This is a genomic window from Uruburuella suis (assembly GCF_022870845.1).
GTDB lineage: Bacteria > Pseudomonadota > Gammaproteobacteria > Burkholderiales > Neisseriaceae > Neisseria > Neisseria suis.
Genome location: NZ_CP091507.1, coordinates 274,087 through 299,720, shown reverse-complemented (window position 1 = coordinate 299,720; position 25,634 = coordinate 274,087). Strand labels below are relative to the sequence as shown.

22 protein-coding genes are annotated in these 25,634 nt (G+C 56.1%); 16 read left to right on the top strand and 6 right to left on the bottom strand.

Features of this window, described 5'->3' with window-relative positions; all coding sequences use genetic code 11:
• Positions 1 to 62: 62 nt before the first annotated feature.
• Complete coding sequence (gene dtd, locus LVJ78_RS01330) at positions 63 to 524, bottom strand: D-aminoacyl-tRNA deacylase (RefSeq protein ID WP_132953575.1); 462 nt, start codon at positions 522 to 524, stop codon at positions 63 to 65.
• Positions 525 to 941: 417 nt separating this feature from the next.
• Between dtd and LVJ78_RS01325 the strand changes: the two genes are divergently transcribed.
• The 8 genes from LVJ78_RS01325 (at position 942) to LVJ78_RS01290 (ending at position 9,793) form a co-directional block, all read left to right on the top strand.
• Complete coding sequence (locus LVJ78_RS01325; RefSeq protein ID WP_132953576.1) at positions 942 to 2,342, top strand: chloride channel protein; 1,401 nt, start codon at positions 942 to 944, stop codon at positions 2,340 to 2,342.
• Complete coding sequence (gene argJ / locus LVJ78_RS01320) at positions 2,343 to 3,563, top strand: bifunctional glutamate N-acetyltransferase/amino-acid acetyltransferase ArgJ (RefSeq protein ID WP_132953577.1); 1,221 nt, start codon at positions 2,343 to 2,345, stop codon at positions 3,561 to 3,563.
• A 248-nt stretch (positions 3,564 to 3,811) separates the two neighbouring features.
• Positions 3,812 to 5,176: a transferrin-binding protein-like solute binding protein gene (locus LVJ78_RS01315; protein ID WP_244802589.1), complete on the top strand. Its 1,365-nt coding sequence runs from the start codon at positions 3,812 to 3,814 to the stop codon at positions 5,174 to 5,176.
• Positions 5,177 to 5,502: 326 nt separating this feature from the next.
• Positions 5,503 to 6,048: an isochorismatase family protein gene (locus tag LVJ78_RS01310; protein ID WP_132953579.1), complete on the top strand. Its 546-nt coding sequence runs from the start codon at positions 5,503 to 5,505 to the stop codon at positions 6,046 to 6,048.
• A gap of 54 nt (positions 6,049 to 6,102) precedes the next feature.
• Positions 6,103 to 6,606 carry a GNAT family N-acetyltransferase gene (locus LVJ78_RS01305; protein WP_132953580.1) on the top strand — a complete coding sequence of 168 codons (504 nt, stop codon included), beginning with the start codon at positions 6,103 to 6,105 and terminating at the stop codon, positions 6,604 to 6,606.
• A 529-nt stretch (positions 6,607 to 7,135) separates the two neighbouring features.
• Positions 7,136 to 7,783, top strand: a complete 648-nt coding sequence (locus LVJ78_RS01300; RefSeq protein WP_132953581.1) for a phosphatase PAP2 family protein — start codon at positions 7,136 to 7,138, stop codon at positions 7,781 to 7,783.
• A gap of 303 nt (positions 7,784 to 8,086) precedes the next feature.
• Positions 8,087 to 9,040 (top strand): YheT family hydrolase, encoded by a 954-nt coding sequence (locus LVJ78_RS01295; protein ID WP_132953582.1) that lies wholly within the window; start codon positions 8,087 to 8,089, stop codon positions 9,038 to 9,040.
• Between the two features lie 147 nt (positions 9,041 to 9,187).
• Positions 9,188 to 9,793, top strand: coding sequence for a trimeric intracellular cation channel family protein (locus LVJ78_RS01290; RefSeq protein ID WP_132953583.1), 606 nt, complete (start codon positions 9,188 to 9,190; stop codon positions 9,791 to 9,793).
• Positions 9,794 to 10,036: 243 nt separating this feature from the next.
• Here the strand turns inward: LVJ78_RS01290 and LVJ78_RS01285 are convergent, their stop codons facing one another.
• Positions 10,037 to 10,717, bottom strand: a complete 681-nt coding sequence (locus LVJ78_RS01285) for a Fe2+-dependent dioxygenase (RefSeq protein WP_132953584.1) — start codon at positions 10,715 to 10,717, stop codon at positions 10,037 to 10,039.
• Positions 10,718 to 11,104: 387 nt separating this feature from the next.
• The gene (locus tag LVJ78_RS01280) at positions 11,105 to 13,288 is read right to left on the bottom strand and encodes a TonB-dependent receptor (RefSeq protein ID WP_132953585.1); all 2,184 of its coding nucleotides are present in this window, start codon (positions 13,286 to 13,288) and stop codon (positions 11,105 to 11,107) included.
• Positions 13,289 to 13,740: 452 nt separating this feature from the next.
• Between LVJ78_RS01280 and trpC the strand changes: the two genes are divergently transcribed.
• From trpC to LVJ78_RS01260, 4 genes are all read left to right on the top strand, one after another.
• Positions 13,741 to 14,523: an indole-3-glycerol phosphate synthase TrpC gene (gene trpC / locus LVJ78_RS01275; protein WP_132953586.1), complete on the top strand. Its 783-nt coding sequence runs from the start codon at positions 13,741 to 13,743 to the stop codon at positions 14,521 to 14,523.
• A 277-nt stretch (positions 14,524 to 14,800) separates the two neighbouring features.
• Positions 14,801 to 15,577, top strand: coding sequence for a type I methionyl aminopeptidase (map, locus tag LVJ78_RS01270; RefSeq protein WP_132953587.1), 777 nt, complete (start codon positions 14,801 to 14,803; stop codon positions 15,575 to 15,577).
• A gap of 280 nt (positions 15,578 to 15,857) precedes the next feature.
• A complete protein-coding gene (locus LVJ78_RS01265; RefSeq protein ID WP_132953588.1) occupies positions 15,858 to 16,142 on the top strand; it encodes a helix-turn-helix domain-containing protein in 285 nt (94 codons plus the stop codon).
• Between the two features lie 159 nt (positions 16,143 to 16,301).
• Complete coding sequence (locus tag LVJ78_RS01260) at positions 16,302 to 19,346, top strand: valine--tRNA ligase (RefSeq protein ID WP_132953621.1); 3,045 nt, start codon at positions 16,302 to 16,304, stop codon at positions 19,344 to 19,346.
• A 158-nt stretch (positions 19,347 to 19,504) separates the two neighbouring features.
• Here LVJ78_RS01260 and LVJ78_RS01255 read toward each other — a convergent pair whose 3' ends face one another.
• From LVJ78_RS01255 to LVJ78_RS01245, 3 genes are all read right to left on the bottom strand, one after another.
• Positions 19,505 to 19,693, bottom strand: coding sequence for a hypothetical protein (locus LVJ78_RS01255; RefSeq protein ID WP_132953589.1), 189 nt, complete (start codon positions 19,691 to 19,693; stop codon positions 19,505 to 19,507).
• 288 nt (positions 19,694 to 19,981) lie between these two features.
• A complete protein-coding gene (locus LVJ78_RS01250) occupies positions 19,982 to 21,382 on the bottom strand; it encodes a coniferyl aldehyde dehydrogenase (RefSeq protein ID WP_132953590.1) in 1,401 nt (466 codons plus the stop codon).
• Entirely contained in the window at positions 21,379 to 23,094 is a 1,716-nt protein-coding gene (locus tag LVJ78_RS01245) for a GMC oxidoreductase (RefSeq protein WP_207894289.1), read from the bottom strand. The genes LVJ78_RS01250 and LVJ78_RS01245 overlap by 4 nt, the downstream gene beginning before the upstream one ends.
• 243 nt (positions 23,095 to 23,337) lie before the next feature.
• On the opposite strand from LVJ78_RS01245, the gene LVJ78_RS01240 reads away from it, so the two are divergent.
• From LVJ78_RS01240 to LVJ78_RS01225, 4 genes are all read left to right on the top strand, one after another.
• A complete protein-coding gene (locus tag LVJ78_RS01240; RefSeq protein WP_132953591.1) occupies positions 23,338 to 23,877 on the top strand; it encodes an NADPH-dependent FMN reductase in 540 nt (179 codons plus the stop codon).
• A 120-nt stretch (positions 23,878 to 23,997) separates the two neighbouring features.
• A complete protein-coding gene (locus LVJ78_RS01235; protein ID WP_132953592.1) occupies positions 23,998 to 24,549 on the top strand; it encodes a hemerythrin domain-containing protein in 552 nt (183 codons plus the stop codon).
• Positions 24,550 to 24,786: 237 nt separating this feature from the next.
• The gene (locus LVJ78_RS01230) at positions 24,787 to 25,071 is read left to right on the top strand and encodes a GNAT family N-acetyltransferase (RefSeq protein WP_132953593.1); all 285 of its coding nucleotides are present in this window, start codon (positions 24,787 to 24,789) and stop codon (positions 25,069 to 25,071) included.
• 13 nt (positions 25,072 to 25,084) lie between these two features.
• Positions 25,085 to 25,381: a GNAT family N-acetyltransferase gene (locus LVJ78_RS01225; protein ID WP_132953594.1), complete on the top strand. Its 297-nt coding sequence runs from the start codon at positions 25,085 to 25,087 to the stop codon at positions 25,379 to 25,381.
• Positions 25,382 to 25,634 lie beyond the last annotated feature (253 nt).

The window sequence follows — 25,634 nt, the reverse complement described above, 5'->3', positions numbered from 1 at the left end:
TTATTGATGATAAGCCACAGGCCGTCTGAAACCTTTCAGACGGCCTGTGTTTTTTAAGCAAACTAAAACAATTTTTGCGAATCAAGCAAGAGCGTGACCGGGCCGTCGTTGCACAAATCGATTTGCATATGCGCTTGGAAGCGGCCGGTTTCCACGTTAAGGCCGTGGCGGCGCAGCAGCCCGGCCACGGTTTCGTATAAGGGCTCGGCCGCTTCAGGGCGGGCGGCTTGGCTCAATGAGGGGCGGCGGCCGTTGCGGGCATCGGCGTAAAGGGTGAATTGCGACACCAGCAGCACGGCGCCGCCGATGTCTTGCACGGAGCGGTTGAGTTTGCCGGCTTCATCTTCGAAAATGCGCAGACCGGCGATTTTGTCGGCGATATAGCGGGCATCGGCTTCGGTGTCGGCATGGCACACGCCCAGCAGCACCATCAGGCCGGCTTCGATTTGGCCGCTGCGCTCGCGGTTTTGGCCGGCCAGCACATCAACGTGGGCGCGGCTCACTTTTTGGATAACGGCACGCATTGGGTTTCCCAATAAAGAAAAGTAATGAAAGCGCCAGTGTAGGCAGCGGCGCGGGGTTTGGCAAGCCATTGGCATCGGCGGCGCGGCGGCGGTTTATCGTTGGGCAAAATCTGTTCATAATAGCGCTTGTGCGGCTTGGGTCTGAATGTTTGGCAAATGCTTTCAGACGGCCTGCATCATTGCTTTTGCTGCGGATTTACCGAATAGAAGGAGGCTCTGAACAACTCTGGTGCATGGATTTTGCCGGCATTTTGATGCGGGGCAAGGCGTTTTTTTGAAGCTATAGAGGTTCTATTTCCTCAAAATCCCAACGCGGCATGGCGTAAAAAGGGCGGTAAAAGCCGTTATCATGAGTGATTCAGAGCCTCCATAAATCAGGCCGTCTGAAAACGGCACGGTTTTCATGGAATAAACACAATGAAATCTTCTTTTTCAAACGCGGGCCGGCGCTTCGGCCGAAAGCTGGCGCACAAGCTGGTGCAAACGCAGCGTTTGTCGCGCAAAACGGCGGCATTTGCTTTTTTGCTGGCCGGTGCGGCGCTGGTGGCGCTCACTTCGCTGGTGTTTGCCAAAATGGCCGATTGGGCGTTGGAGCAAAATGCACACTGGGTGCAGCAATATCCTTGGTATGCCTGGCTCGCGCTGCCTTTGGGGCTGCCGCTGATTGTGTGGCTCACGCGCCGTTTTGCGCCCTACACGTCGGGCAGCGGCATTCCGCAGGTGCTCGCTGCGCTCTCGCTGCCTTACGGGGCGCAGAAAACGCGGCTGGTGCAGCTGGGGCAAACGATGCTGAAAATTCCGCTCACGTTTTTGGGCATGCTCGCGGGGGCGTCGATCGGGCGCGAAGGGCCTTCGGTGCAGGTGGGCGCGGCGGTGATGCTGGCTTGGGGCTCGTGGTGCAAAAAACACAATCTGGCTTTTAAGGGCTTGCAGGAAAACGATTTGCTCGCCGCCGGTGCGGCGGGCGGCTTGGCGGCGGCGTTTAATGCGCCTTTGGCAGGGGTGGTGTTTGCGATTGAAGAGCTGGGGCGCGGGGTGATGCTGCGCTGGGAGCGGCAGATTTTTATCGGCGTGTTGGCTGCGGGCTTTATCCAGGTGGCGGTGCAGGGCAACAACCCTTATTTTTCGGGCTTTCACGGCGAGGCGCTGCCGAATATGCTGGTGTGGGTGTTGTTGTGTGCGCTGGTGTGCGGCGTGGCCGGCGGTTTGTTTGCCCGTTTTCTCTATAAAGGTGCGGTTTGGGCGGCGCCGGAGCGCTGGCGCAGCTGGATGCGGCGCCATCCGCTTTTGCTGGCGGGCATTATCGGCCTGTTGCTGGCGGCCATCGGCACGGTTTATCAGGGGCAGACTTTCGGCACCGGCTATCACGAGGCTTCGGGCGCGCTGCGGCGCATGTATGAAGCGCCGCCGGGCGTGGCGCTGGCCAAATGGGCGGCCACGGTGTTGTCTTATTGGGCGGGCATTCCCGGCGGCATTTTCACGCCGGCACTCAGCGTGGGCGCGATGATAGGCCAGCAGATTGCCCAATTTGCCAGCCTAGAAACCGGCGCCAATGTGTTGGTGCTGATCTGCATGGCGGCTTTTTTGGCGGCAGCCACCCAATCGCCGCTCACTGCCAGTGTGATTGTGATGGAGATGACCGGCGGGCAGAATTTGTTGTTTTGGCTCTTGATTGGTGCTATTTTTGCATCTCAGGTGTCGCGCCAATTTTCACCCAAGCCGTTTTACCATGCGGCGGCGGCGCGCTTTCGGCAGCGGGTGCAGGAAGAATATGCGGAGCAGGCCAAGCTTGCCCGCGCAGAGAAAAAGGAGCAGTAAATGGCAGTGAATTTGCGAGAAAAAGAAGCGGCGGAAATTTTAACTGTGGACGGCGCACAGGTGTTTATCGGCCAGGCCGGTGTGAAAAAGCCCGACCACAACGATTTAACGCTGATTGTGCTCAACAAGGCCAACAGCGTGGGCGCGGTGTTTACCCAAAACCGCTTCTGCGCCGCGCCGGTGCACATTGCCAAACAGCATTTAACCAATGAAAACGGCATCCGCGCGCTGGTGATCAACACGGGCAACGCCAATGCCGGCACCGGCGCACAAGGCCGCGAAGATGCGCTGGCGGTGTGCGAAGCCGTGGCCGCGCAAGTGGGCTGCGACATCGAGCAGGTGCTGCCCTTTTCCACCGGCGTGATTCTCGAGCCCTTGCCGGCGCAAAAAATCATCCGCGCCCTGCCCGGCGTGAAAGCCGCGCATTGGAGCGATGCCGCCCGCGCCATCATGACCACCGACACCGTGCCCAAAGCCGCCAGCCGCGAGGCCAAAATCGGCCAAAACCACACCGTGCGCGCCACCGGCATTGCCAAAGGCGCCGGCATGATTCACCCGAATATGGCCACCATGCTCGGCTTTATCGTTACCGATGCCAAAGTGTCGCAGCCGGTGCTGCAAATGATCACGCAGGAAATCGCCGATTTATCGTTTAACAGCATCACCGTAGACGGCGACACCAGCACCAACGACAGCTTCGTGGTAGTGGCCACCGGCAAAAGCGGCCAAAACGAAATCGACAATATTGCCGACCCGCGCTATGAACAGCTCAAAGCCATGCTCGGCAGCCTCGCGCTCGAACTGGCGCAGGCCATTGTGCGCGATGGCGAAGGCGCCACCAAATTCATCACCATCCAAGTGGAAAATGCCGAGAGCCGCGCCGAAGCACGCCAAGTGGCCTATGCCATCGCCCACTCGCCGCTGGTGAAAACCGCCTTTTTCGCCAGCGACCCCAATCTCGGCCGCATTCTCGCCGCCATCGGCTACTCGGGCGTGCCGCATCTGGACACCGACAAAGTGCGCCTTTACCTGGGCGATGTGCTGGTGGCCGAGCACGGCGGCCGCGCCGCGAGCTACACCGAAGCCGCCGGCCAGGCCGTGATGGCGCCCGCCGAAATCACCGTGCGCGTGGATTTGCAGCGCGGCAGCCACGGCGCCACCGTGTATACCTGCGATTTATCGAAAGAATATGTGGCGATTAATGCGGATTACCGCTCATAAGCCATAAATCGGCAAACCCACCGACAGGCCGTCTGAAAGCTTTCAGACGGCCTGTTTCATTATCGGGCGGCAAAACCTGCCGAATCATTGCCAAACATAAAACCCTGAATGACACACCTTAACCAAGCCCTACAAAACCATTGCAGAGCATTTACTTTAAATATAATATTGCCATGCGGTTTGCAATAACGTATCGGCATTAAAAACATAAACTTACCTCTGAAATTATTGCTATCGGGAGAAACCAAATGAAACCATTAAACTTACTCGCATCCTGCCTTGCCGCCTTATCGCTGGCCGCCTGCTCCAGCTCTGGCAGCAGCAGCCCCGGCGTTGCCGGCAATGCCAACCCGGGCACGGGCGGCGGCAATATCGGCACATCACCCGGTGGTGGCGGCAACGGCAACGGCAACACCACTCCGACCAATCCCGGCAACGGCAGCGGCAACGACATCCCCACCGGCCCCGGTGCCGGCAATGCCAATCCGGGCACGGGCGGCGGCAATATCGGCACTTCGCCGACTGATGGCGGCAATGGCTCTACCACCCCGACCAACCCCGGCAACGGCAATGGCAACGACATCCCCACTGGCCCCGGTGCCGGCAATGCCAATCCGGGCACGGGCGGCGGCAATATCGGCACTTCGCCGACTGATGGCGGCAATGGCTCTACCACCCCGACCAACCCCGGCAACGGCAATGGCAACGACATCCCCACTGGCCCCGGTGCCGGCAATGCCAATCCGACACCAACCGATCCCACACCCGCACCCGATCCGGATCTTTCCGATGTGCAGGGCAATTTGTTGCGCACACTTGTCGACAAGGAATGGGAGAGTGTGGAATCCTCCGATGTAAAATATGAGCAGCGCCACAAACCCCTGCAATCCGACAACATCAACACCGTGCTGCTTGACGGCGAAAAAATCACGCTGATTCCCGCCTGCTATTTCAGCGGACAAGGCTGTGTTGCCGGCATGGCCGGGCCGGATTATAGGCGCATTGATCCCAAAGATGATGAAAATAAAGCGGTCACCGACCACAGCAAAATGTATTACAACTGGCGGCGCAACCGCGATGGCGAGCCTATTCAAAAAACCGTGGCGAGCAAACATTTAAACTATGCGCGCTATGGTTGGGTGTATTTTTATCCGCCGGATGATGATCGCGATTATGTCGGCAGAGAATACTTTTTCGCCCACGGCCAACCCACCGAACTGGCCGGGAAAGACGCTATGCCGGTTGAAGGCAAGGCTGTTTATCGCGGCTATGCTTTGGTTTCTTATGGCTCATCCCCGACTTCCTTTGCACCGAGCCGCTATGATGCCCGCTTTAACGTGGATTTCGGCGCCAAAACCCTTTCCGGCAATTTGAAAGCGGATAAAGAAGACTATATGTCGTCGGTGGAATTCAAAGCCAAGATCAACGGCAACACCTTCAGCGGAGACACAGCTTATTTTGATAAATCAAGCAATTACAATGTAGGCGTATATACAGAAGGTGGTTTTTACGGCCCGCAGGCACAAGAGCTTTCAGGCGTGTTCAGCGGCCGAGCAGCAGGAATATGGGATTTCCCCACCTTTAAGGGCAGCTTCGGCGCCAGCAAGCAATAATCCCGCATCATCACACAGGCCGTCTGAAAGCTTTTCAGACGGCCTGCTTTTACTGTGCTTGTCAGCCGGCGGCGCAATCCGCTATATTAAGGAGGCTCTGATACCCATTCAAAAAATAATATACAAACAGGCAGCCTGTAGGTCGGATTCTCGAATCCGACACTTGTTCGCAGAACAAGGCACGCACATCGCTTTGGCCGTTGGCCAAATGTCGGATTCAAGAATCCGACCTACGCGGATGATGTTGCCGAACTGCTTTTATTTTGTAAGGTTATTTTTTAGAATGGGTATGAAACCATAAAAACCATTTGGCAAAGTGAGAAAATATGAACCGTTTAACCCCCGACAACACCGTGTGCATCGTGGTAGATATCCAAGAGCGGCTGGTGCCTGCGCTGCATCATGCCGATGCGGCTATCGAGCGCAGCCGTGTGTTGCTGCAAGGCTTGCAGGCGCTGGATGTGCCGATTGTGATTACCGAGCAATATCCCAAAGGCTTAGGCCACACCGTGGCAGCCATCAAACTTTTGTTGGGCGATGCGGTGCCGCTGTTTGAAAAAACGCGCTTTTCCGCCCTTACCGATGAAGTGGCCGCCGAAATCAAGCGCCTAGGTGCGCAAAATGTGATTTTGGTGGGCGCTGAAGCACATGTGTGCATGCTGCAAACGGTGCTGGATTTGCGCGCGGAAGGCTTGGGCGTGTATGTGGCGCAAGAATGCACCACTTCGCGCGACCCGGCCAACAAAGCCAATGCGCTGGCGCAAATGGCGGCGGCGGGTGCGGTGGTGTCGAATGTGGAAAGCGTGCTGTTTCAATTGCTGGCCGATGCCAAACACCCCGCTTTTAAAACCGTGTCGAAATTGATTCAATAAGCCCGCAGGCCGTCTGAAAATCTTTCAGACGGCCTGTGTTGTGCAGGAAAAACCATGCATCCCTACACCATAAACCGCGCCCAAGCGCACGATTTGGCCGCCATCGTCGAGATTTACAACAGCACGGTGGCCAGCCGCCAATCAACCGCCGATTTGAAGCCCGTGAGCGTGGCCGAGCGCCAAGCCTGGTTTGATGCCCACACCGGCGCGCGGCCTTTATATGTGCTGGGCAATGCCGATGGCGAAGTGCTCGCCTGGGGCTGCTTCAGCGATTATTACGCGCGCCCGGCCTACCACATCAGCGTGGAAATCAGCGTGTATGTGCGCCACGATATGCGCGGCGTGGGCGTGGGCAAAATCTTGCTGCAATATATGCTCGAGCAAGCGCCCTCGCTGGGCATACGCAATATTTTGGCGGTGATTTTCGGCCACAACCACGCCAGCATCCGCCTGTTTCACACGCTGGGCTTCCAAGAATGGGGCCGCCTGCCGCGGGTGTGCGATTTGGAAACACAGGAAGCGGATATTGTGATTTTGGGCAAACGAGTGGTGGCCTGAGCCGCGCAGATTAACCTTTTTGCCGGCAAACACAAGCGAGGCCGTCTGAAACCTTTCAGACGGCCTCGGCATATCATGCAATGATGGTATAACGAGGGTTTGCGGGTTTGAACCGCTGCTATAGTGGAATGCAAAAAAAAGTGACACAACGGGTAGGTTGGGTTGAAAACCCAACAAGCCACAGGCCGTCTGAAACGTTGGGTTTGGCAACCCAACCTACCTGTTATAGCGCGTAGCCTTTGTAGGTCGGATTCTCGAATCCGACATTTGGCCGCGAGGCCGAACATATAGTGGAGTGTAGGAAAAAGTGACACAACGGGTAGGTTGGGTTGAAAACCCAACAAGCCACAGGCCGTCTGAAACGTTGGGTTTATCAACCCAAGCTACCTGTTATAGTGCGTAGTTTTATATCACTTTTTCTTGCATTTCACTGTATGGCCTCCCCGCTCGGCGGCAGCCCGTCGCGGCGGGGCGCTTATCTTATTTCAGGGTTTGGTATAATATCCGCTTTTTTCACGCCTGATTTGCCATGCTCTCTTTTATCCGCCGCTATCTGCCCGCGCCCGAGCGCTTGGCCGTGCTTTTTCTCGGCATTGTGATTCCGCTTTTGATTGCCGGTGAAATTGCCGAAGAAGTGTTGGCGCAAGAGCGTTTTGCTTTCGAGCAGCCGCTGATGATGTGGGTGCACACCCATATCGGCCCGGCTTTCACGCCGCTTGCAGTGGCGCTGCACTATATCGGCAGCACGCCCGTGGCCGTGGTGCTCTCCATGCTTTTTGCCGCTTGGCATTACCTGCGCCGCCACCGCAGCTGGGCGGTGTTTATCCTGCTGGGCACGGCGCTGCCCACGGCGGTGATGTTTGTGGCCAAGCAGTTTTTCAATCGAGCGCGCCCCGAATTTTGGCCGCGCATTATCCAGGAAACCGGCGCATCGTTTCCCAGCGGCCACAGCACGTTTGCCGCCGCGCTGGCCACGGTGGTGGTGCTGGTTTATTGGCAATCGCCGCACCGCGGCCTGATTATCGCCGCCGCGGCCGCTTTTGCCCTGCTGATGGGTTTATCGCGCATTGTGCTGGGCGTGCATTATCCTACCGATGTGCTGGTGGGCTGGATCACCGGCATGAGCACCGTGCTGGGGCTGCATATTGTGATGTATCGGCGGCTGCCGCACGCGTGATGCCACCGGGCTTGCCGTCGGGAAAACAGGCCGTCTGAATCTTTTTTCAGACGGCCTGTTGCCATATTATGATATTATCAAACAGGCACCGATGAAGGTTGCCAACCATATTGAAATGCAAGAAAAAGTGGCACAAAACTGCACTCTACACAGCGCAGGTTGGGTTGGTAAACCAAGGTTTCAGACGGCTTGTAGATTTGTTGGGTTTACAACCCAACCTACCCGCTGTATCACTTTTTTATGCATTCCACCATATCACCAAGCAATCATCACTCAATTAAATCAAAGCCTTAACCAACCACCATGCCAATCATATCCACCCTTCCCCCTTTACACACCCCGCGCTGGCTGCGCGGCGGCAATATCGAAACCCTTTATGCCAAATCGCTGCAACCGACGCCGCCGGCTTATCGACGCGAGCTTTTGCCCGACAGCACCGGCCAAACGCTGGTGGCTTATGATTTTATCGACAGCCCCCGCGCCGATGCGCCGCTGCTGGTGCTGTTTCACGGTTTGGAAGGCAGCAGCCGCAGCCATTATGCCGCCGCGCTGATGCATGCGGTGGCCGCACACGGCTGGCACGGCGTGGTGGCGCATTTTCGCGGCTGCGGCGGCGTGGCCAACACCGCGCCGGTGTATTACCACTCGGGCGACAGCCGCGAAATCGAATTTATGCTGCAAACGCTGTCTGCGCGCTACAGCACGGTGTATGCCGCCGGCGTGTCGCTCGGCGGCAATGCGTTGGCCAAATATCTGGGCGAACAAGGCAGCCGCGCCCTGCCCCGCGCCGCGGCCGTGGTGTCGGCGCCGGTCGATCTCACCGCCGCCGGCACCCGTTTCGACAAAGGCGCCACCCGCCTGCTCTACACCCGCTATTTCCTCAACACGCTGATTCCCAAAGCGCGCGCGTTTGATTTCCACACCGAAGCGCTCAGCCGCTGCAAAACGCTGTCTGATTTCGACAACGCTTTCACCGCGCCGCTGCACGGCTTTCAAAATGCCGCCGACTATTACCGCCGCGCCTCCTGCAAACCGCTATTGGGCGCCATTGCCACGCCCACGCTGCTGCTCAATGCGGTGAACGACCCTTTCCTGCCGCCCGAAGCACTGCTCTCTGAAAAAGAAGTGTCCAAAGCCGTCACCCTGCTGCAACCGGCGCACGGCGGCCATGTCGGCTTTGTGAGCGGGCACGGGCGCGGCCATTTAAATTGGCTGCCGCAAACGCTGCTGGCTTATTTCGGTGCGGTGGGCGCGTAAACCACAGGCCGTCTGAAACTTTAGTTTCATGCGTACGATTACGCTGCGCTAATCGTACCTACGCGGTTTCAGACGGCCTCGGCATCATGTTTGCGTTTACAGCCGATTTCCCTATAATGCGCAAAACTTCAGCCAACAGGATTATTTGTGAACACCACCGACATCATCCACATTATCGGCACCGCCGCTTTTGCCGTGTCCGGCTATCTGGTGGGCGTGCGTAAGCGGCTGGATTTGCTCGGCGTGCTGATTGTGGCGCTGCTCACCGCCATCGGCGGCGGCATGATGCGCGATGTGCTGGTGGGGCGCGTGCCGCTGGTGTTCACCCAACATTCGGCCATCATCACCATCGCCCTCACGCTGGTGGCCGCTTGGCTTTTCAAGCTGCAAAACCAGCGCGGCAAAACGCTGGCGGCTTCTTTTTTGCTGGCCGATTCGCTCGGGCTGGTGGCTTTCACCATCACCGGCGCGCAAGTGGGGCTGATGTATGATTTAAACCTTTTCGGCGTGGTGATGCTGGGCTTTGTTACCGCCGTGGGCGGCGGCATTGTGCGCGACACATTGGTAAACGATATTCCGATGATTTTGCGCAAAGATTTTTACGGCACGGTGTCGGTGATTATCGGCCTGGCGCTTTATCTGCTCGATGCGGCCGGCTGGGTAAACCTTTTCACACTCAATATTCTGCTGTGGGGCGGCTACGCGCTCAGGCTGTGGGCGCACCGCGTGGCTTGGCGGCTGCCTCGGTTTTAAACACGCCCGCATGCGTTTGCATCAATATGATTGAAAACCGAAAGGCCGTCTGAACATTTTCTTTCAGACGGCCTGGTTGTCGAATGAAAAACGCGTGCGTGCCTGCGGCACACACCCTATGCGCCCGATGATTGGTTTTCGAGAACGCTTGTTTTTGAAAAATAAAAAAAACAATAGCTTATGCATTAAAAAGGCCGTTTGAAAGAAAATATTCAGACGGCCTCATGTTTTCCGGCAACCGGTTTACACCTCTGCCCATTGGCGCAATAAATTGTGATAAGTGCCGGTGAGCACCACCAGCGCTTCGGTGTCGCCATGCTCGGCGCGCAGGGTGGAGATGGCGCGATCCATATCGAAAAGCAGGGTGCGTTTTTCGTCGGAGGGTATCATCGATTGCGTCCAGAAAAAGCTGGCCAGCCGCTGCCCGCGCGTAACCGGCATCACACGGTGCAGGCTGGTGGCGGGATACACCACCATATCGCCGGCGGCCAGTTTCACGCTGTGGCTGCCGTAATTGTCTTCAATCACCAATTCGCCGCCATCGTATTCTTCGGGGGCGTTGAGAAAAAGCGTGCTCGACACATCCGTGCGCACCCATTGTTGGGTGAAAGGATCCATGCGCACGGCATTGTCGATGTGGTTGCCGAAATTCTGCCCTTCACGGTAGCAATTAATCAGCGGAGGAAACACGTTTTTCGGCAACACGGCAGAGAAGAATTCGCTGTTGCGCAACACGGCGTTTTTCACCATTTGCGACAAGGTCTGCGCCGCTTCGCTGTGCTGCGGCAGCTGCAAATTATTTTTCACCTGCCCCGATTGGCTGCCGGCGGTGATTTTGCCGTCAGCCCACGGCGCTTCGGCCAAAATGGTTTGCGCCTGTGCCAGCTCTTCGGCGCTGAATACGTTTTCGATATGCAATAACATAAGCGGCTCTCATTGTGATGAAAATGGTTTGAAGCAACCATGGTTCAATTTTCCGCCTGAAAATTAAACCATGGCAACTCATACCCATTCGAAAAAATAACCTAACTGCGTTGGCTCGCCTTGCCGCACTATTGATTCAGCAATTTAATATTGAACATTTTCAGATACCGGCAAACAAGCCTTTGGCTTGTTGCCCTCTCCCTAGCCCTCTCCCACGGGAGAGGGAACAGGTTTCTGCTGCGGGTAAGAGGATGTGAATATTCAATAATTAATTGCCGCATCTATAGGTGTACTGTCTTCGGCTCGCCGCCTTGTTATCTTATTTTTTCGAATGGGTATCATTCGGAAAAAGGCCGTCTGAAAGGTTTCAGACGGCCTTTTCACACGTTAAAACTTATAAGCAAATGTCACAATCGATGCGCGACGGTCGCCCGGAATCGCTTGCTGGCGGTGGCCGGTAGAGAAATATTTCTTGTCGAACAAATTGTTAACATTCAGCTGGGCGCGATAGCTGCGGGTTTCGTAATTGAGCATGGCATCCACGGCGGTGTAGGAAGGCAGTTTTTGCACCATCACCGGGTTGCCGCCGCGCGAAGGCATGTGGGTGTAGCGGTCGCCCACATAGCGCACGCCCAGGCCGGCATTCACGTTTTCAGTGATGCGGTAGTTGCCCCACACGTTGGCCGTGAATTTGGCGGCAGCCTCGGGGAAATAGCCGTCAAGCTGCGCCACGTTGGGGTTGCCGGCATCGGCGCTCATTTTGCCGTTGGCCCACACAAGGTTGCCGATTAAATTAAGTTTGTCGGTGATGCGGCCGGCCACTTCCATATCGAGGCCATACACTTTGATGTGGTCGATAAAGCCGGCATCGCGGTAGTATTGCTGGGTTTTTTTGGTGTGGAACAAGGCGGCGTTTACGGTAAGCGCGTCATCAAAAAAGGCGTGTTTGGTGCCCAATTCGATGGTGCGGGTTTCTTCCGGCTCGGCCACGAGCTGCGAGGGGTCGAGCGAGTCGTTTTGGCCGGTCACACGATAAGCCACGGGGGTCACGGCGGTGCTGTAGGTCAGGTAGGCATTATGGCCCTCCACCGGTGTCCAAATCACGCTGCCGTTATATGTCCACACATTGTCGGTGCGCGATGTTTTGCTGCCGCCGCCTGATGGCGCATTTTCGGTTTTGATGTGGTTGAAGCGCACTCCGGCAATGGCAGTCCACTGCGGCGTGATTTCCACAATATCGCTCACGCCCATGCCCACGGTGTGCGTGGTGAGCACGCTCGGATCTGGGTTGGTGCGCGTCCAGTAAAAGTTTTCCGTGGGCTTGCCGTGGTGGAAGCCAATGGGGTTGGTGGTGGGCGCGGGCGTGCCGTCGGCATTGAAAAAGCTATAAGTGTGGCTGAAGTTTTTGCGTTTTTCGCGCGTGAGCTCAGCATTCACCAACACATCATGTTTCAAGCGGCCGGTGTCGAATTTCATATTGAAATCGGTGTGGTTGGTCCACGTGTTGGCATCGTAATCCACCACTTTCACCGCATTGCCGCTCAGGCCGCGCGCGACCAAACCGTTGGCATTGAGCCGCGGCGGAATGCCCATCATGTCGTAGCGGGTGCGGCTGTAGCGCGTGGTGTTGCTGATTTTCATGTTTTCGTTGAATTGGTGATCCAGCTTGGCTGTGAAGGCATCGCGTTTGATGTCTTCAAAATCGGTGTTGTAGCCGAAAAATTGATCAATCGCCTCCACCGCTGCGGTGCGGGTGTTGGCACCGGTATTTACATAAGGCACGCCGAAATCGGGCACGTTGTTTTCATCATCGTGTTTGTAAGAGAGCTCCAATTGCGTGTCGCCCGTCATGCCGAAAATCACCGAAGGCGCAATGCCCCAGCGCTTTTTTTCCACCGGCTTGCGGCGCGATTCCACATTTTCGCCCATGGCGTTGATGCGCACGGCGATGTCGTCGTTAAAGGCATAATTCACATCAGCGGTGGCGCGCTTGAAGCCTTGTGTGCCCAAGCCCACGGCCACTTCGCCGCCGCGACCGGCATAAGGCGATTTGCTCACCTGGTTAATCACGCCGCCGGCTGCACCGCGCCCAAACAAAGCTGCCGCACTGCCTTTGAGCACTTCCACGCGCTCGGTGTTGTAAGTGTCGGCATTGAATTGGGCAGCCGAGCCGCGCAAGCCGTCGTCAAACACATCGCCGCCCGCATGCATGCCGCGGATAATCGGCACTTCGGTTTGACCGCCTTCGCCCGCCTGAAAAGTGATGCCGGCATTGCGCAGCGCGTCTTTCAAATCGGTGGTGGCTTGGTCTTGCATCACTTGCTGGTTGATCACGGTAGCGCTTTGCGGAATATTCTGCACATCTTGCTCGCGCTTGCCGATGGTGGTGTTGGGTGCTTTATAGCCGCTGCGGATCAGCTGGCTGCCGCGCACCTCTACCGCTTCCAATTCAGCTTTACTTTCCGCCGCCATCAAGGCCGGGCTCATGGCCGCAGCCAAAAGGCCTGCGCCCACCATTTTGCTGTGTTTGCGTGCCTGCTTAATCACGCCTGCCGACTTCTTTTCAGCCATATCTGTTTTGCTCCTTGTTTTGATGTGTTGCTTGAATGATGTGTGATGCCCGTTTTAACCATAGCCCGGCTGCCTTAGCCGCCCGGTTATCTGATTTTTGAGCTACGTATTACTGTTTTGAATGGGCATGCCGCCAAAGAGCTGCACAAACCGGCTGCCCCCTGCCGGCTATCCGGCATATTTACAGAGGCCATCCATCACTTTTCAGCCGGCCTGCATTTGCTTTTCTGCCCATGAGCCAAGGTTTTATTTACGAAAACCCGCAAACCTTAACAAGGATAATACAAATCTATATCAAACACAAATTAATATCATTTATATTCATTGAAAATAAAAGAATTATGATAGATATATTTATTTTTAAAATCTATTTCAGACGGCCTCTCCACTCTTTCGTCGCACCGCCATAAGCCGTATAATCAGCCTTTCCCGTTTGCGCCCACCACCGCCCCATGACCGATATTCTGAATAAAATCCTCGCCACCAAAGCCGAAGAAGTGGCCGCTGCCAAAGCCGCTGTGCCGCTTGATGAAATCAAGCGGCAAGTTGCGGCTGCCGCGCCCGCCCGCGATTTTCTCGCTGCGATTCACGCCAAGCATGCCGCCGCGCAGCCGGCTGTGATTGCCGAAGTGAAAAAAGCCAGCCCCAGCAAAGGCCTGATCCGCGCCGATTTCAACCCGGTGGAAATCGCGCTTGCTTATGAGCGCGCCGGCGCGGCCTGCTTGTCGGTGCTCACCGATGCGCCTTATTTCCAGGGCGCGCCCGAATATTTGCAGCAAGTGAAAGCGGCGGTGGCGCTGCCGGTGTTGCGCAAAGATTTTATGATTGACGATTATCAGGTGTATCAGGCGCGCGCTTGGGGCGCAGATGCCATTTTGCTGATTGCCGCCGCGCTGGAAGCGGCGCAGCTCGAAGCGTTGGAGCGCACCGCGCACGAATTGGGCATGACGGTGTTGCTGGAATTGCACGATCAAAGCGAATTGGCCAAATGCCGCAAGCTCACCACGAAGCTTGTGGGCGTAAACAACCGCAACCTGCGCACATTCGACGTGTCGTTGCAGCAAACGCTGGATCTGCTGCCCGAGCTTGGCGGCAAAACCGTGGTCACCGAAAGCGGCATCACCGGCAAAGCCGATGTGGCTTTTATGCAAAACCACGGCGTGCACACTTTTTTAATCGGTGAAACCTTTATGCGCGCCGACAACATCGAAGCGGCGGTGAAAAGCCTGTTTTAAGAAGGCTCTGAAACGCCGGCGTAGGGATTTTGCCGGCATTTTGATGCCAAGGCGCGCTTAGGCTGTCCTAAGCCCGATTGCATGAAAGGCCGTCTGAAACATTCAGACGGCCTTTCATATCGATAAATAAACTCTTATACAAACAACCAGATAGCTTGTTTCAAGCTTGTTTTTCCGCAAAAATGCCGCATGTTGAATTTGATTCTCATCTCTATGTTGATTTTATTCAGACGGCCTTGCGCTGAAACAGGCCGTCTGAACACACAAGGATAATCCCATGGCCGTCATCATCAAAAACGCCGAAGAAATCGAACAAATGCGCGTGCTCGGCCGCCTGGCCGCCGAAGCGCTCGACTATATCGGACAATTCGTCAAACCCGGCGTCACCACCAACGAATTAGACAAACTGATTTACGATTACCACGTCAACGTGCAAGGCGGCTATCCCGCCCCGCTCAATTATGGCAACCCGCCCTATCCGAAATCGTGCTGCACTTCGGTAAACCATGTGATCTGCCACGGCATTCCCGACGACAAGCCCTTGAAAAACGGCGACATTGTCAACATCGACGTTACCATCAAAAAAGACGGCTTTCACGGCGATTCAAGCCGCATGTTTGCCGTGGGCAACATCAGCCCGCAGGCGCAGCGGCTGATCGACGTTACCCACCAAAGCATGATGGCCGGCATTGCCGCTGTGAAGCCGGGCGCCACTTTGGGCGACATCGGCTATGCCTGCCAGCAGGTTGCCGAAAATGCCGGCTATTCGGTGGTGCAGGAATTTTGCGGCCACGGCATCGGCCGCGGCTTTCACGAAGAGCCGCAAGTGTTGCATTATGGCCGCAAAGGCCAGGGGCTGGTGCTGGAGCCGGGCATGATTTTCACCATTGAGCCGATGATCAACCAAGGAAAACGCCATTTGCGCATCCTGCCCGACGGCTGGACCGTGGTGACAAAAGACCGTTCGCTCTCGGCGCAATGGGAGCATGAAGTGCTGGTTACTGCCGAAAGTTGCGAAATACTGACGGTGAGCCCGGCCTCCGGCAAGCCTTAATTTAGCCTAAATCAAACATTAATGAATTTAGATGAATTGCTCTATTTATCGTTAAAACCTTTTGATTCTAAATAAATTAAAGCTAAGAGACGCCCCATAGTCAATATGAATGTTAACGCTAGAAAAAAAATATCAAACTTCTATTGCATCTCCTGTCTAAAGTCTTATACTTTACTACCTGCAGTTAATAATATATCATATATGTTATTATCGTTAACGGTATTAAAGTTGGCTGAAACTATTCTGGCTTTAAACTCAAATAAGAAAAGAAGGAAATTTAATGAAATCGTTCGAGCAAATCGAAAACATTCGCGACATCCGCAAAAAACTCGGCTTGAACCAAATGGATTTTTGGAGCCGAATCGGTGTTACCCAATCGGGTGGCTCCCGCTACGAGTCTGGCCGCAACATGCCCAAGCCCGTGCGTGAGCTGCTCCGTTTGGTGCATATCGAAAATGTGGACCTGGCCAAAGTCAACCGTGAAGATTTAACCATCGCCACGCTGTTGAAAGAACGCCAACCCGAGCTTTATGCCTCTTTGAAAAAAGAAGCCAAAGCAAAATAAGCCTTTGCGCTTATGCAAGCTGCCCGTCTGCCTGAGTGCAAACGGGCAGCTTCCGCTTGGTTTTCAGGCCGTCTGAAAGCATCCGGCATAGGTTTCAGACGGCGATTGCGCTATAATCCCACGATTCAAACTTATTCACCCAGCAACACGCCAAACATCATGCTAAACAAATACAATCCCGCCGAAATCGAAACCAAACACTATCGAGCCTGGGAAGCCGCCGGCCATTTCCAGCCGCACATGGATTTGGGCAAGCCTTCATTCTCTATCCAACTGCCGCCGCCGAATGTAACCGGCACGCTGCACATGGGCCACGCCTTCAACCAAACCATTATGGACGGCCTCACCCGCTATTACCGCATGAAAGGCTGCAACACCGCTTGGATTCCGGGCACCGACCATGCCGGCATCGCCACCCAAATCGTGGTGGAGCGCCAGTTGGCCGAAGAAGGCGTGTCGCGCCATGATTTAGGCCGCGCAGGCTTTTTGGAAAAAGTGTGGGCGTGGAAAAACGTATCCGGCGGCACGATTACCGAGCAAATGCGCCGCATGGGCTGCTCGGCCGATTGGACGCGCGAATATTTCACCATGGACGACACCCGCGCCGAAGTGGTGACCGAAGTGTTTGTGCGCCTGTTTGAGCAAGGCTTGATTTATCGCGGCAAACGATTGGTGAACTGGGATCCGGTGCTGGGCACGGCGGTGTCTGATTTGGAAGTGGAAAGCGTGGAAGAGCAAGGCCATATGTGGCATATCCGCTATCCGCTGGCCGGCAACCCCGCCGAAGCGGTGATTGTGGCCACCACCCGCCCCGAAACCCTGCTCGGCGACGTGGCCGTGGCGGTGAATCCTGAAGATGAGCGCTATGCCGGCTTGATCGGCCAAGAATTGCTGTTGCCGCTCACCGGCCGCCGCATTCCCGTGATTGCCGATGAATATGTGGAAAAAGATTTCGGCACCGGCTGCGTGAAAATCACGCCCGCACACGATTTCAACGACTATGAAGTGGGCAAACGCCACGACACCCGCCTGATTAATGTATTTGATTTAGAAGCCAAAGTATTGGCTGAAGCCGAAGTGTTCAACTTCAAAGGCGAAGCGCAAGCCGGCTTTGCCCTGCCCGCCGCTTACGCCGGCCTCGACCGCTTCGCCGCGCGCAAACAAATGCTGGCCGACCTCGAAGCGCAAGGCTTATTGGCCGACACCAAACCGCACACGCTGATGACGCCCAAAGGCGACCGCACCGGCTCGGTGATTGAGCCCATGCTCACCAGCCAATGGTTCGTGGCCATGAGCGCCACGCCCAATGGCGGTGAGCCCGACAGCGAATTCAAAGGCATGAGCCTGGCGCAAAAAGCCAAACACGCGGTTGACAGCGGCGCGGTGAAATTCATCCCCGAAAATTGGGTTAACACTTATAACCAATGGATGAACAATATCCAAGATTGGTGCATTTCGCGCCAATTGTGGTGGGGGCATCAAATTCCCGCTTGGTATGATGAAAACGGCAACTGCTATGTCGCAAAAACAGCATTTCATGCCTACTACCAAGCTTTTTCCGAGCTGTATATCGCCCAACAAAACCAAGGCAAAATCGATGACCAGGTGTTTGCCCTGATGTCCGATTTTTGGCGCATGGCCGAAAAAGCAGGCCGCACTCAAATGCCGGCTGAGCCATTGGCCGGCGAAACCCATTATTCCAACGCCGAAGGCTATCTGAAAGCCCATGAAGCGGAAGTGCAAGCCTTGATTCAACGAGCCCAAAGCCAAGGCATTAAGCTCACCCGCGATGAAGACGTGCTCGACACTTGGTTCTCCTCCGCACTCGTGCCCTTCTCCACTTTGGGTTGGCCGTCTGAAACCGATGATTTGAAAGCCTTTTTGCCAAGCAATGTGCTCGTTACCGGCTACGAAATCATCTTCTTCTGGGTGGCGCGCATGATTATGATGACCACCCATTTCACCGGGAAAGTGCCGTTTAAAGACGTGTATATCCACGGCATGGTGCGCGACCACGAAGGCAAAAAAATGTCCAAATCCGAGGGCAATGTGATCGACCCGGTGGATTTAATCGACGGCATCGACTTAGAAGCCCTGCTGGTGAAGCGCACCACCGGCCTGCGCCGCCCCGAGCGTGCGCCGCAAGTGAAAAAAGCCACCGAAAAATTATTCCCCGAAGGCATTCCCGTGTTCGGCACCGATGCGCTGCGCTTCACCATGGCCAGCTACGCCAGCTTGGGGCGCAGCATCAACTTCGATTTCAAACGCGCCGAGGGCTACCGCAATTTCTGCAACAAATTGTGGAACGCCACCAATTTCGTGCTGATGAACGTGGAAGATAAAGACTGCGGCCAAGACGAAACCCAGCCATTGGCCTACACTTTTGTCGACCAATGGATTATCGGCCGCCTGCAACAAACCGAAGCGGCCACCGCCGAAGCCTTCGACACCTACCGCTTCGATTTGGCAGCGCAAACGCTGTATGAATTCGTGTGGAACGATTTTTGCGATTGGTATATCGAGCTTGCCAAAGTGCAGCTGCAAACCGGCTGCCCCACCACGCAGCGCACCACCCGCCGCACCCTCGTGCGCGTGCTCGAAGTGATTTTGCGCCTGCTGCATCCGATTATGCCCTTTATCACCGAAGAGCTGTGGCAAACCGTCGCCCCACTGGCCAACGCCAAACACACCGACAGCCTGATGCTCGCCGCTTGGCCGCTGGCAGACGAAGAAAAAATCGTGCCCGTCGCGTTCGACAAAATGGCCGCGCTGCAAGATTTAATCGGCGCCGTGCGCAATCTGCGCGGCGAAATGGGCTTGGCGCCGAGCGTGAAAGCGCCCTTGTTTGTCGAAGGCGGCAGCGAGCTGGAAGCCTTGCTCAAATATGTGCCGATGATGGCGCGCCTCACCGAAGCCAAGCTGGTTGAGAAGCTGCCCGAAGCCGACGATGCGCCCGTGGCCGTGTGCCAAAACGCGCGCCTGATGCTGAAAGTGGAAATCAACAAAGCCGCCGAAAGCGCACGCTTGAGCAAAGAAGCCGAAAAATTGCAAAAAGCGCTCGACAAGCTCGAAGCCAAGCTCGGCAAACCCGGCTACACCGACAAAGCACCCGCGCACTTGGTGGAAAAAGACCGTGCCGAATTGGCCGATTTGGAAAACAAAATGGCCAAAGTGCAAAGCCAGCTGCTGAAATTGAAAGACTGAGCCCGGCAATACTTGAGGCCGTCTGAAAGCTTTTCAGACGGCCTCAAGTATTGCCATTGTAGGTCGGATACTCGTATCCGACATTTACCGCAGCCCTAAAAATCTTGTTCTGCGAACAAGCGTCGGATTCGAGAATCTGACCTACGCGCTGTGTTGTTTCACGGGAAATAAAACGATGCCGTCTGAAAGCTTTCAGACGGCATCTGTGCGCTATAGTGGAATGCATAAAAAAGTGATGCGGCGGGTAGGTTGGGTTGCAAACCCAACGTTTCAGACGGCCCGTGGGCTGTTTGGTTTTTGGGGGTGTGGGCAAGCTTCGTGCGTACGATTACGCTTTGTTTTAACAAAGCTAATCGTACCTACACTTGCTGAAATTGAAAGACTGAGTCTGGCAACACTTGAGGCCGTCTGAAAGCTTTTCAGACGGCCTCAGGTATTACGGTTGTAGGTCGGATACTCGTATCCGACATTTACCGCAGCCCTAAAAATCTTGTTCTGCGAACAAGCGTCGGATTCGAGAATCCGACCTACGCGCTGTGTTGTTTCACGGGAAATAAAGCGATGCCGTCTGAAAGCTTTCAGACGGCCTCTACACGCGGTTTCGTTCGACTCTAATCCAAAAATCTCTTTAAAAATCAACGCCTCAGCAACACCCCCACAATCCGCTCAAACACCTTGCCGTAAGGCGGTGCCAGCAGCCCCATGCTGTTGATGCGGCTTTGCACAAACACGGGCTTGAGATGCGAAAAAGTTTCAAAGCCCGCCCGCCCGTGATAAGCGCCCATGCCCGAAGCGCCGATGCCGCCGAAAGGCAGGCCTTCCTGCGCCACATGCAGCAAGGTGTCGTTTACGCTCACGCCGCCGGACACGGTGCGCTGCAACACTTTGTCGATTTGCGCTTTATCTTTGCCGAACACATATAAAGCCAGCGGCCGCGGCCGTGCGCCGATATAGGCCAGCGCCTCATCCAGCGACGGATAAGGCAGCAGCGGCAGCAAGGGGCCGAAGATTTCTTCCTGCATCAGCAGCGTGTGTTCGGGCGCGCCGCTGATCAGGTGCGGCACCAGCAAGTTGTCGCCACCATCGCCGCGCCCGGCCAGCGGCACCACGGCCGCGCCCTCGCGCGCGGCTTCATCCAACCGGCTTTGCAAACGCCGGCGCTGGTTTTCATTGATGATGTGGCTGTAGTCGGGGTTGGCGGCCAAATCGGGATAATGCCTGCCCACCCAAGCGCGCGCTTTTTCGATAAAGGCCGCGTGCAGCGCTTGGGGCAGCAGCACATAATCGGGCGCAATGCAGGTTTGGCCGGCGTTTACCCATTTGCCGCTCATCACCCGCGCCACCGCCTGATCCAAATCGGCATCTTCCAAAATCAGCGTGGGCGATTTGCCGCCCAATTCCAGCGTGAGCGGGGTGAGGTTGGCAGCCGCCGCCTGCATCACCAAGCGGCCGACGGCGGTGGAGCCGGTGAAAAGCAGATGGTCAAACGGCAGCGCGGCAAAAGCCGCAGCCACATCCGCGCCGCCCTCCACAATGGCCAGCTCATCGGCGGCAAAATAGTGCGGCACGGTATCGGCCAGCCAGCGGCTGAACGCGGGCGCATGCTCCGAAGTTTTTACCATGGCGCGGTTGCCGGCGGCAAAGGCGCCGACCAAAGGGCCGATGCTGAGAAAAAGCGGATAATTCCACGGCGCAATCACGCCCACCACGCCCACAGGCTGCGGCACAATGCGGTTTTTCGCCGGCCAGAAAGGCCACGCCACCGCCGCCTTGCGCGGCCGCATCCAGCGCTTGCCGTGGCGCAGCGCATGGCGGATGCCCTCGAGCGTGGGCACCATTTCCAGCAAATCGGTTTCGTGGCGGCTGCGCCGGCCGAAATCGGCGCTGATGGCCGCTTGAATGGCTTCGCGGTGCGTGTGCAGCATATCGGCAAGCTTTTGCAAACGTTGCTGCCGCAGCGGCCAAGGCACTTCGATATGGCGGCGCGAAGCCTCGTGAAGCAGCTGGAAACAATCGGACAAATCGGCAGGTTTCATAAACACTCCTTGGGCGGAATATGGCTGATGGCCGCTTCGGCCAGCGCGGCAATGGTGAGGCTGGGGTTCACCCCCAGATTGGCGGAAATATTGGCGCCGTCTATCACATAAAGATTTTGATAGCCAAACACACGATGTTGCGCATCGCACACGCCCTCTTCGGGCGAAGCCGCCAGCGCCGCGCCGCCCATGCAGTGGGCGGTGGCCGGAATATTCAGAAACACATCGGCCACGCAGCTAAACGCGCTGCCGCCGTGCGCTTGGGCCGCCTGAAAAGCAAATTCGCCGGCAGCAGGAATATAAGCCGGAATCCGCGCCCCTTCGCTGGCCAGCCGCCGGCGCCACGGCCAAAACCACGGCCTGCGCCACACCATGTTCAAAGGCTGCGGCGCGGTTTGCATGCACAAAAAAATCAGCGATTCGCGCGCCATATTCTTCGGGCGCAAAGCCTGCCACATCTGCCGCGGGCGCGTGAGCCAGCCGCGCGCAAACGCGCCCAGCCATTGGCGCAGATTCATGCGGCCGGCGCGGCTGTGGTTCATCAGCGTGCCCAGCAGGCTGGCGATATTGGAGCCGGCCGGAAAGCGCGTGGCCTCGATGTGGGTGCCGTCGGCTAAGTGAATGCCCGAGCCGATGGCAATGCCGCGCGAAAAATCGGCGCTGCCGCCGGGAAAGCGCACGCCGATCAGCGATTCGGCATTGGTAAACACATTGCGCCCCAAAGCCGGCGAAAGATCGGGCAGCACACCTTTTTCTTTCATGTCAAACAACAAAGCCTGCGTGCCCAAGCTGCCGGCGGACACGATTACATTTTGCGCGGTGAAATGCTGCTCGGGCTGCTTGAAAGGCTGCACCGTCACCCGCCAGCCGGTGCGGCCCTTATCTTGTTTGTCCAAAGGCTCGATGCGGCTTACGCGGCTTTCCGCCAACACTTGCACGCCCAGCTTTTCAGCCAGATAAAGATAGTTGTAATCGAGCGAATTTTTGGCGCGGTGGCGGCAGCCCACCATGCAGCCGCCGCAGCCGATGCAGGGCGCACGCGCAGGGCCTTGGCCTGCGAAATAAGGGTCGCCCTGCTGCTGCGGCTGCGCATGCTCGTCATCCGCACCGAAATACACCGCCACGCGGGTGCGGTAAAAGCTGCCGCCCACGCCCGCTTCATCGGCCAATTTTTTCAGCATATGGTCGGCATCGGCCAGCAGCGGATTGGTGGTTACGCCGAGCATTTTTTCCGCCGTGCGGTAATGCTCGGGCATTTCAGCCGCCCAATCGCGCAAAAGCGCCCAAGTGCCGCTGCGCCACACTTTTTCCGGCGGCACGAGCAAGGTGTTGGCATAAACCACCGAGCCGCCGCCCACCGCATTGCCGTGCAGCACCAACATATGCCGAAACAGCCGCAGCGAAAAAAAGCCGCGGCAAAAAAGCGAGGGCAGCCACAGAAAACGGCGCAAATTGCGGGTGCTTTCAGGCATATCGCGCGGCGCGAAACGGCGCCCCTGCTCCACCACCATCACGCGGTAGCCTTTTTGCGCCAGCCGCAAAGCCGACACGCTACCGCCGAAGCCGGAGCCGATAATCAGATAATCGGTGTCAAACGCAGCCATATCCGCCTCTATTTTCTTGTTTTCACACGCTTTCAGACGGCCTAGCGGTTTCACAGGCCGTCTGAAAGCTTTATAGCACAGGCCGGCAATGCGCAGGGCATATCTCATACCAATCCCAAAAAATAACCTAACTTCGTTGCCTCACCTTGCCGTACTATCTGTACTGTCGCAGGCTTCCGCCTTGTTAGCTTGCTTTTTTGAATGGGTATCATTTCCGCACGGCCAATTTCAAAAACAGGCCGTCTGAAAACCTTGTTCAGACGGCCTTTCTCAAGCACAACACAGATTTCAGACAAAGCTCGAAAATCCGTTTAGAATAAGCCGCACACTCTTTTTCAACAGGATTTCATCATGACCAAAATCGCTCTGATTATCGGCAGCCTCAGCCGCGCATCCATTAACCGCACCGTGGCGCAACACCTCGCCGCGCAAGCGCCTGAAGGTGTGGTGGTGGAAGAAGTGCAGATCGGCGACTTGCCGCTCTACACGCAAGATCTCGACAGCGAAAGCATTCCCGCTTATGAGCGCGTGCGTGCGCAGCTGCAAGCGGCCGATGCGGTGTTGATTGTCAGCCCCGAACACAACCGCAGCATGCCCGCCGCCGTGAAAAATCTGCTCGACATTGCCTCGCGCCCAGCCGGCAAAAGCCTGTGGGGCGGCAAGAAAACCGCTGTGATTACCGCGTCGCCCGGCAGCTACGGCGGCATCAACAGCGGCCTGCACATCCGCCAAAGCCTGCAAGCGATGAGCGCCGATGTGATGATTGCGCCCGAAGTGTTTCTCAGCCGCGCCCACACCGCGCTTGCCGACGGCCAAGTGAATGATGAGCGCACCGCTGCTTTCCTCAACAAATTTGCCGCCGCGTTTTATGGCTGGGCGAAAGCCGAATAAGCCGCAACCTTTCAGACGGCCTCGGTATCAAAAATGTGCCTACTTGTGCCAAGCGCTGCAAGGCATAAAATAAGGTTTATCACCGATAAACGAGGCAGCGGCTGAGGCCGTCTGAAAAAAATGAACACATTATTCAAACCCACCCACATCCACAGCAAGCTTGATGGCAGCTGGCTTTATCTGCACGAGCAGATGCCGCCGCAAAAATGGGCGGCACTGCCGAGCTTCGGCACAGCGGCCACTTGGCTGGGCATGCACCACAGCCTGCGCCGCGGCCAGGGCGAGCTAGATTATTTATCGCGCGAATATCAGCAAGGGCGGCTGCTTTGGCCCGATTACCGCAGCCGCCTGCTGCATGCCGCCGAGCTGCATTACGGCCATTTACACGGCCACCACCGGCTCGAAGACACACACCATTTTCCGCAAATGCGCAAGCTCGAGCCGAAATTGGCGCAAGGCTTTGATGTGCTCGATGCCGATCACCATCACATTGAGCAGCAGCTCTACCGCATCCAAACCCTGCTGGCCGCGCTCAAGCAAAACGAAGCCGCCAACCCGGCGCTGGCCGACAAGCTCGCGCAAGCCATTGAAGAGGGCGGCGGCGCGCTTTACCGCCATTTGGCCGATGAAGAAGATTTGGTGATTCCGATTTTGGCCTTGCGGGCGGAATAGTTTTTATTTATTTTTCAAGTGATGCCGATTCTAAAAAATAATACAAACAGGCCGCCCGTAGGTCGGATTCTCGAATCCGACACTTGTTCTCAGAACAAGGCAGGCACATTGCTTTGGCCGCCGGCCAAACGTCGGATTCAAGAATCCGACCTACGCGGTTGGTGCTGTTGAACTGCTTTTATTTTGTTATCTTATTTTTTAGCACGGATATTATTTATTTTTCAAGAAAGAACGATTATGAACATCACCCAGCAAGACGACGGCAAACACGGCGCTTTTCTCGCGCACGCAGAGGGCAAACAAGCCGGTGAAATGACTTACACTTGGGCGGGCGAAGCCATGTTTATCATCGACCACACCGATGTGGACGAAGCGTTTAAAGGCCAAGGCGTCGGCCGCCGTCTGCTCGATGCCGCCGTGGCTTTTGCGCGCGAAAAAAACATCAAAATCCTGCCGCTGTGTCCTTATGCCAAATCGGTGTTCGACAAAGACAGCAGCATCCACGATGTGTTGCGCACTTAACCGGAGCCTTGCCATGAAACGCGATTACACCGTTATCGATAATCGGGAAAAGCAGCGCTTTGAAATTCATGCCGAAGGCCATATTGCTTTTGAAGACTACGCCTTGTTTGAAGGCGGCATTGCCTACCTGCACACCGAAGTGCCGCCCGAATTGGGCGGGCGCGGCATTGCTTCGTTTTTAATCCAATACCTTTTGGATGACGCCGCCGCCAAAGGCTTGAAAGTGAAGCCGGTGTGTCCGGTGGTGCGCGCCTATATTGAAAAACACCCCGAATATCAGGCCAACACCGTGCCCTGGCAGGATGGATAACCAAGTTTCAGGTAGCCTTGATTCGCAACAGCGTAGCTTGGGTTGATAAACCCAACGTTTCAGACGGCCTGTGGGCTTGTTGGGTTTGCAGCCCAACCTACCCGCTGCATTTTTAGAATAGGCCGTCTGAAACCATACGCAACTTTCAGCAACAGCGTAGCTTGGGTTGATAAACCCAACGTTTCAGACGGCTTGTAGATTTGTTGGGTTTGCAACCCAACCTACCCGCTGCCGTTTTCAGGTAGCCCTGATG

What these genes read in the sequence shown, in the direction of transcription:
- dtd (WP_132953575.1), bottom strand. Translation starts at nt 524, where the DNA reads ATGCGTGCCGTTATCCAAAAAGTGAGCCGCGCCCACGTTGATGTGCTG.
- LVJ78_RS01325 (WP_132953576.1), top strand. Translation starts at nt 942, where the DNA reads ATGAAATCTTCTTTTTCAAACGCGGGCCGGCGCTTCGGCCGAAAGCTG.
- argJ (WP_132953577.1), top strand. Translation starts at nt 2,343, where the DNA reads ATGGCAGTGAATTTGCGAGAAAAAGAAGCGGCGGAAATTTTAACTGTG.
- LVJ78_RS01315 (WP_244802589.1), top strand. Translation starts at nt 3,812, where the DNA reads ATGAAACCATTAAACTTACTCGCATCCTGCCTTGCCGCCTTATCGCTG.
- LVJ78_RS01310 (WP_132953579.1), top strand. Translation starts at nt 5,503, where the DNA reads ATGAACCGTTTAACCCCCGACAACACCGTGTGCATCGTGGTAGATATC.
- LVJ78_RS01305 (WP_132953580.1), top strand. Translation starts at nt 6,103, where the DNA reads ATGCATCCCTACACCATAAACCGCGCCCAAGCGCACGATTTGGCCGCC.
- LVJ78_RS01300 (WP_132953581.1), top strand. Translation starts at nt 7,136, where the DNA reads ATGCTCTCTTTTATCCGCCGCTATCTGCCCGCGCCCGAGCGCTTGGCC.
- LVJ78_RS01295 (WP_132953582.1), top strand. Translation starts at nt 8,087, where the DNA reads ATGCCAATCATATCCACCCTTCCCCCTTTACACACCCCGCGCTGGCTG.
- LVJ78_RS01285 (WP_132953584.1), bottom strand. Translation starts at nt 10,717, where the DNA reads ATGTTATTGCATATCGAAAACGTATTCAGCGCCGAAGAGCTGGCACAG.
- LVJ78_RS01280 (WP_132953585.1), bottom strand. Translation starts at nt 13,288, where the DNA reads ATGGCTGAAAAGAAGTCGGCAGGCGTGATTAAGCAGGCACGCAAACAC.
- trpC (WP_132953586.1), top strand. Translation starts at nt 13,741, where the DNA reads ATGACCGATATTCTGAATAAAATCCTCGCCACCAAAGCCGAAGAAGTG.
- map (WP_132953587.1), top strand. Translation starts at nt 14,801, where the DNA reads ATGGCCGTCATCATCAAAAACGCCGAAGAAATCGAACAAATGCGCGTG.
- LVJ78_RS01265 (WP_132953588.1), top strand. Translation starts at nt 15,858, where the DNA reads ATGAAATCGTTCGAGCAAATCGAAAACATTCGCGACATCCGCAAAAAA.
- LVJ78_RS01260 (WP_132953621.1), top strand. Translation starts at nt 16,302, where the DNA reads ATGCTAAACAAATACAATCCCGCCGAAATCGAAACCAAACACTATCGA.
- LVJ78_RS01250 (WP_132953590.1), bottom strand. Translation starts at nt 21,382, where the DNA reads ATGAAACCTGCCGATTTGTCCGATTGTTTCCAGCTGCTTCACGAGGCT.
- LVJ78_RS01245 (WP_207894289.1), bottom strand. Translation starts at nt 23,094, where the DNA reads ATGAGATATGCCCTGCGCATTGCCGGCCTGTGCTATAAAGCTTTCAGA.
- LVJ78_RS01240 (WP_132953591.1), top strand. Translation starts at nt 23,338, where the DNA reads ATGACCAAAATCGCTCTGATTATCGGCAGCCTCAGCCGCGCATCCATT.
- LVJ78_RS01235 (WP_132953592.1), top strand. Translation starts at nt 23,998, where the DNA reads ATGAACACATTATTCAAACCCACCCACATCCACAGCAAGCTTGATGGC.
- LVJ78_RS01230 (WP_132953593.1), top strand. Translation starts at nt 24,787, where the DNA reads ATGAACATCACCCAGCAAGACGACGGCAAACACGGCGCTTTTCTCGCG.
- LVJ78_RS01225 (WP_132953594.1), top strand. Translation starts at nt 25,085, where the DNA reads ATGAAACGCGATTACACCGTTATCGATAATCGGGAAAAGCAGCGCTTT.